Origin of the sequence: Dokdonella sp., from assembly GCF_036518555.1 — a bacterium.
Taxonomy (GTDB): Bacteria; Pseudomonadota; Gammaproteobacteria; order Xanthomonadales; family Rhodanobacteraceae; genus Dokdonella_A.
Genome location: NZ_DATDMY010000158.1, coordinates 1 through 5,235 on the forward strand (window position 1 = coordinate 1; position 5,235 = coordinate 5,235).

Sequence of the window (5,235 nt, forward strand, 5' to 3'; positions counted from 1 at the left end):
CTATCCCGTCGACGACGGCGTGTTCAGCATCTCGCTGAGCTTCCCCGGCGCGTTCACCGGCACCCAGCTGTACCTGCAGGTGTCGGTCGAGGGGATACCGATGCTGCCGCGCCAGCCGGTCGCCACGACGCCGGTGGCGCAGTTCACGCTGAGCGGCAGCACCGGCCCGGCGGGCGGCGATCTCGCCGGCACCTACCCCGATCCGGCGATCGCCTCGGGCGCCGTCACGAACGCCAAGCTCGCTGCCAACGCCGTATCCAATTCGAAGATCGCCGACAGTGCGGTCACGGCCAGCAAGATCGCGACGGGCGCGGTCGGATCGTCCGAGATCGCCAATGGCGCGGTCGGCACCTCGCAGATCGCCGGCGACAGCATCACCCGCAGCAAGATCGCGGGCGGCTACTCGAACGGGGCGATCGCGGTCGCGGTCGGCGCGCACGCGTGCAACGACTACAACATCTCGGTACCAGGGGTGCAGGCCGGCGACATTCCGATCTTCGCGACGCAGGCAGGTGCCACGTTGCCGGCCGGCCTGGTCGCCACCGCCCTGAACGCGCCCGCCGCCGACACGGTGAAACTGCGCGTCTGCAATACGACCGCCGCCACGGTCAGCTCCGGCAACCTGCCGGTCTACGTCATCACCTTGCGCTGACCCGGCGGCCTCCCGGGTTCGCGCACCGCGCCATCGCGTGCGTCCGCGGGGCAACACGTGCCTGGGGAACCTGCCGCCCCGACCCTGCTAGAATCCGTGCACGCCCACGATGTCCGGTTCTGCTGCCCTCATGCTCTCGCTCGAATTCCCCGGCGCCCGCCAGCTCATCGCCGCGATCGACGCGGCCGTGCAACTGCCCGACGAGGGCGCGACGACCGACGCGCTGCGCCATGCGCTGTGCCGGATGATCCGCGACCCGAACGTGCAGCTTCCCGCGTGCGTCTACGAGCGCGAGGACGACCACTATGCGCGCCGGGAGCTTTATCGCAGCGAGGAGCACGGCTACAGCGTCGTCGCGATGACCTGGGGCCCGGGCCAGGGCACGCCGATCCACGATCACGCGGGCCAGTGGTGCGTCGAGGGCGTATGGCAGGGCTTCCTCGAGATCACGCCGTACGAACTCGTCGAATCGCGCGACGGTCAATATCGCTTCGAACCGCGCGGCACGATGAATGCGGGCGCCGGCTCCGCAGGCAGCCTGATTCCGCCGCACGAGTACCACACGATCATGAATCCGAGCGACGACGCCAACGCGGTGTCGCTGCATATTTACCGGCGCTCGCTCGAAAACTGCCTCAAGTTCTACCCGACCGGGGCCGGCTGGTACCGCTGCGATGCGTGCCAGCTCGCGCTCGATGCCACCCACTGACGGCTTTGCCGTATACTGCGCGACCCCGCGCGGCGCTCGCGCGGTGCCCGTGCCGAAGTGGCGGAATCGGTAGACGCAGCGGACTCAAAATCCGCCGCCCTTAAAAGCGTGTGGGTTCGAGTCCCACCTTCGGCATGACCCGCCCGTTTCAGTGCGTCCCGGTGCGTCTCGTACGTACGGGGACGGCTCGCAAGCCCGCCGATGCGGGTTTTTTCGTGCCTGGATGCGTGGCCGTCGCGCATCGGTAGGTTCCGCGGCGCGATTCTCGAGGACGTCCGGGCGAGCGACCGACCCATGCCGACATCGCGCCCGCCCTGCACGGATGCGAACACACGTCGTCGTCCCTCGCCGGCGTCGTCATCGAGGCACGCGCTTCGCGACGGGCGCCGAAGCCTTCGCACGACTCCAACGACGTCCTCGGCGACCCGATCCCGCGAGCTGCGAAACGACGTGGGCGTACGCAGATCCGTCATGCATGGATCACGGAAAATTGGGATGAATCCGCGCTGTCGACTTCCGGAACATGTTCACGCGGTGGCACGTGCGCGAGGTCCACGCTGACTCCACCTCGCGACTCGCGAGGCCAACGAGGAGAACGGCATGGGTCAGCAGAACAATCCGCAGCAAGGCCAACAGGGCAACCAGCAGGGCGGCGGCCAAGGTGGCGGCGGTCAGGGCGGCGGTCAGGGCAGCGGCGGCCAGGGTGGTGGCGGCCAGCAGGGTGGAGGCAACGAGCGGCAGGGCCAGGAAGGCGGTCGCTCTGGTCAGGACAGCAACCGCTGACTGATCGTCGAGGGAGGCGGGCTCCGCCTCCCTCGATCACTCGCCGACATGGGCCGGGGACGTGTCGGGTCCGTAGGCGTACTCGGCCTCGATCGCACCGTCCTCGCAATGCACGACGAGTCGAGCCTCGCGTCCATCTTCGTGCAGGCGCGTGGCGCGCATGCGTCCCGCCATCTCCGCCTCGTCCTTGGTCTCGAAGGCGCCAATGGACGCGCCGCCGTCCTCCTCCACGTGCCAGCGACCGTCTCCTTTCCGATGCACGAGGTGCATCACGTAGTGGTTCATCGTTCTTCTCCTTCGTGCGTCTAGTGGGCGCCAGCGGTAAACGCTGTCTGTGCAAGCTCGAGGTACGCCGCCCCGGCGACGACGCGGAGATCGCGAAGACCGCAACCCGCGAGCTCGTCGATGACCGTGCGCGCCACGCGCGCACCGTGCTCGACGCCGAAGCCGAAATCGACGTAGACGTCGATCCAGATGAAGCCTTGCGGCGACGCGGTCGCACGTTCGAAGCGGAACTCGGTGGTTTGGCGCGGCAGGAACTGCGCGACCGCTTCATTCTCGTCGACCTCCACGGTGGCGACGACGGTCCAACTGCCGTTGGGCACGGACATGTTCATGGCTGGGTTTCCAGAAGGCCCGCTGGATCAGGTCGGGCGGCGCTTTCGACTACCGGGGCACGAGCTGACTGTCGTAGCTCATCGTGCGCGATGGAACCCGTGATCGGGACGCCCCATCGCTTCGCGCCGAGGCAGGAGAGGTGATGCGAAGACCATACGCGCGAATGCGTGAAGAAAAAGTAACCAAACGTGCATCCGTGACATCTTTCCCATGCACGGTGACATTTGTACCGATACGCATCTCATTGGCATGGCGCAACCCCGCCGCGTCGCGGAACGACGCGGTCGCCGTGTCATGGATCCCTCTCGGGCCGTCCCCTCCGCGCCGACATCGCCCCAAGATTCGGCTCCTGCGAAGCGCGTCGTCGCGGCGATCGCCGCGCGACCGTGCGCGTGAACGCGGCACGGTCCGCGCGGCGGCTGACGGTCATGCCAGCAGTTGCTGCTTGCGCGCCTCGAGCTGCTCGCCGAGCTCGGCGAGTTCCTGCCTCGACAGCAGCTTCTTCGCGCGCGGGAACATCTCCTTCTCTTCCTCGTCGGCGTGGTGCTCGACGAGTTCCTTGAGCACCTTCGCTCGGCCGCTGAACTGTTCGCTGCCGGCATCGGTGCCGAGCAGGTCCGGCAGCACGAGTTCGCCCGCGGCGCGGTGTTCCTCGAGGGCTTCGAAATACATCTTGTCGTCGTCGCTCTTCTCGCCGGCCTGCTTGAACGCGGGGTAGAAGATCTCCTCTTCGATCGTCGTGTGCGCCTCGAGCATCGCGGCGATCCTTTCGACGAGCGCAGTGCGCTTCTTGAGTGCGCGCGTGGTCGTCGATTCCAGCTCCGCGAGCAGCGCGCGGACTTCGTCGTGGTCGTTCTTGAGCAGCTTGATCGCATCCATCGGGTTTCCTCCTGCATACGGGTGGGCGGGCATGTGCCTGCGTCGACGGTCGGCGTGCCGATCGGAGTCACCGTCGTCGTGCCGGCGACCGGACCGTGCTCGCCATGTGGCGCGCGAATGGGACGGCGACGGGCGCGATCGCGGGCGTCAGGTCGAGCGTGCGTCGTGCGACGCGTGCCGAGCCGTTCGACGGCGGCGTGAGCATGCCCATCGCGCTCGCACCGACGCCTGAACCGTCGGGCATGCGCGACAGGCGGCGTTCACTCGGTGCCGCTGGGCGTGCTCATGCGCTACGTCGCGCGAGCGGCCGACCGAGGGGGAAGCGCAGGAGCGATCGGCCGGCGCGCTGCTTCCAGCCGTCGACGTCGATCCAGACGTGCTCGCCGTGGCCGGCGCCGATCGCCGACCGCGTGTAGTACACGCGCCCCTGCTCGACGCGGTCGACGATCGCACATTGCCAGGTGCGGCTGCGCGGATAGCGGAACCAGATGACATCCCCCGTGCGGGGCTCCAGGCGCGGATCTCGATGCGTATTCATGCGGGCAACGATCGCGCGCGCATGTCGCGCAGGCTGAGACGTCGCGATCGATGATCGGCGTAACACCGCCTCTGCGGCTCGACGCGCCGGCTGGCACGGAGATGCCGCCGCCGACGACGCGCATGCGAGCCGCAGGCACGCTCACGCGGGGCGGCAGGCGTCCTGCCAGTTCACGAGGATGCCGATCGCCGCGAGCCGCGGTGCGACACTCGCGCGCAGATCGTCGGCGATGTCGTCCATGCCGATGCCGGGCGAATAGATGCCGACGATCTCGTCCATCGCGTGGTCGGCGGCATACGCGGCCGGTTGCGCGAACACGTTGCCCTCCGGATCGATGAACACGGTCGTCGGCACACGGAATGCCGCAACGGCCTTCGCGGCTTCCTCCGCGAGACGCTCCGGTTCCGCGAACATACGCCCCAGCTCGCGTGGGGAGATCAGTGAGTCGAACATGTCGTACATGAGTGGTTCCGCACGTCACAGCAGGTTCGGGGCGCAGAACGTAGCGAGCGTGCCGGTGCCCCGCAACGGGAAAATTTTTCCCATTCAGGAACGGGACGTGAAACGGCGGATTGCCCTGTATGAGCAATGACGATATGCGCCGATACGCGATGCGCTCGCCCATCTCGATGACGGCGACGGGTCTGTGGCATCGCACGTGCGACGGCAGGCTGGTGGGCGCGTGCAGCACGGCCGGCGAGCCGGCGGTCCGGCGATGAGCGCGGCTCATCGTGCGTCGCGGCGTCGCCACTGCTACCCGGGATGCAGCGCTAATCGGCGAGGTACTTGCGCAGCTGCCATTCGCCGAGCCACGTTCGCACCGGGCCGATATCGATGTCGAGGCTGCGGGGCAATGCAGCTGCGACATCATCGGTCAGGTGGCCGAGGCCGCGCTCGCCGTCCGACATGTGTCGTGCGACGTCTTCCGCGGGAACGATTGCTAGGACCATGCCGTTGACGTGTACCTCCAAGCGACCATTCCGTCGCAGGTAGAACGTCGCCGGGCCGGCCCGATGTTGACTGACCATGGAGCCCTGATTTCGCCTGTCGCGAATC

Annotated in this window: 9 protein-coding genes and 1 tRNA gene; 4 read left to right on the forward strand and 6 right to left on the reverse strand. The window is 67.7% G+C overall.

Features of this window, described 5'->3' with window-relative positions:
* The 4 genes from VI238_RS09550 to VI238_RS09565 all read left to right on the forward strand — a co-directional run.
* Positions 1-652 (forward strand): hypothetical protein (locus VI238_RS09550; RefSeq protein WP_331650773.1); only part of this gene is annotated, 652 nt, incomplete at its 5' end.
* A 130-nt stretch (positions 653-782) separates the two neighbouring features.
* Complete coding sequence (locus VI238_RS09555) at positions 783-1,361, forward strand: cysteine dioxygenase family protein (protein WP_331650787.1); 579 nt, start codon at positions 783-785, stop codon at positions 1,359-1,361.
* 51 nt (positions 1,362-1,412) lie between these two features.
* Positions 1,413-1,496, forward strand: a tRNA-Leu gene (locus VI238_RS09560).
* A 465-nt stretch (positions 1,497-1,961) separates the two neighbouring features.
* Positions 1,962-2,144: a hypothetical protein gene (locus VI238_RS09565; protein ID WP_331650774.1), complete on the forward strand. Its 183-nt coding sequence runs from the start codon at positions 1,962-1,964 to the stop codon at positions 2,142-2,144.
* A gap of 36 nt (positions 2,145-2,180) precedes the next feature.
* On the opposite strand, the gene VI238_RS09570 is transcribed toward VI238_RS09565, so the two are convergent.
* From VI238_RS09570 to VI238_RS09595, 6 genes are all read right to left on the reverse strand, one after another.
* Entirely contained in the window at positions 2,181-2,429 is a 249-nt protein-coding gene (locus VI238_RS09570) for a DUF2188 domain-containing protein (RefSeq protein ID WP_331650776.1), read from the reverse strand.
* Between the two features lie 20 nt (positions 2,430-2,449).
* On the reverse strand, positions 2,450-2,761 hold the full coding sequence (locus VI238_RS09575) for a hypothetical protein (RefSeq protein WP_331650778.1): 312 nt from the start codon (positions 2,759-2,761) through the stop codon (positions 2,450-2,452).
* 427 nt (positions 2,762-3,188) lie between these two features.
* Positions 3,189-3,641, reverse strand: coding sequence for a hemerythrin domain-containing protein (locus VI238_RS09580; RefSeq protein WP_331650779.1), 453 nt, complete (start codon positions 3,639-3,641; stop codon positions 3,189-3,191).
* A 283-nt stretch (positions 3,642-3,924) separates the two neighbouring features.
* Positions 3,925-4,179, reverse strand: a complete 255-nt coding sequence (locus tag VI238_RS09585; RefSeq protein ID WP_331650781.1) for a hypothetical protein — start codon at positions 4,177-4,179, stop codon at positions 3,925-3,927.
* A 141-nt stretch (positions 4,180-4,320) separates the two neighbouring features.
* Complete coding sequence (locus VI238_RS09590) at positions 4,321-4,641, reverse strand: hypothetical protein (RefSeq protein WP_331650783.1); 321 nt, start codon at positions 4,639-4,641, stop codon at positions 4,321-4,323.
* A gap of 308 nt (positions 4,642-4,949) precedes the next feature.
* Positions 4,950-5,235: hypothetical protein (locus VI238_RS09595; RefSeq protein ID WP_331650785.1), on the reverse strand; the 286-nt coding region annotated here is incomplete at its 5' end.

Coding starts and splice junctions, on each gene's coding strand:
- VI238_RS09555 (WP_331650787.1), top strand. CDS start 783: ATGCTCTCGCTCGAATTCCCCGGCGCCCGCCAGCTCATCGCCGCGATC.
- VI238_RS09565 (WP_331650774.1), top strand. CDS start 1,962: ATGGGTCAGCAGAACAATCCGCAGCAAGGCCAACAGGGCAACCAGCAG.
- VI238_RS09570 (WP_331650776.1), bottom strand. CDS start 2,429: ATGAACCACTACGTGATGCACCTCGTGCATCGGAAAGGAGACGGTCGC.
- VI238_RS09575 (WP_331650778.1), bottom strand. CDS start 2,761: ATGAACATGTCCGTGCCCAACGGCAGTTGGACCGTCGTCGCCACCGTG.
- VI238_RS09580 (WP_331650779.1), bottom strand. CDS start 3,641: ATGGATGCGATCAAGCTGCTCAAGAACGACCACGACGAAGTCCGCGCG.
- VI238_RS09585 (WP_331650781.1), bottom strand. CDS start 4,179: ATGAATACGCATCGAGATCCGCGCCTGGAGCCCCGCACGGGGGATGTC.
- VI238_RS09590 (WP_331650783.1), bottom strand. CDS start 4,641: ATGTACGACATGTTCGACTCACTGATCTCCCCACGCGAGCTGGGGCGT.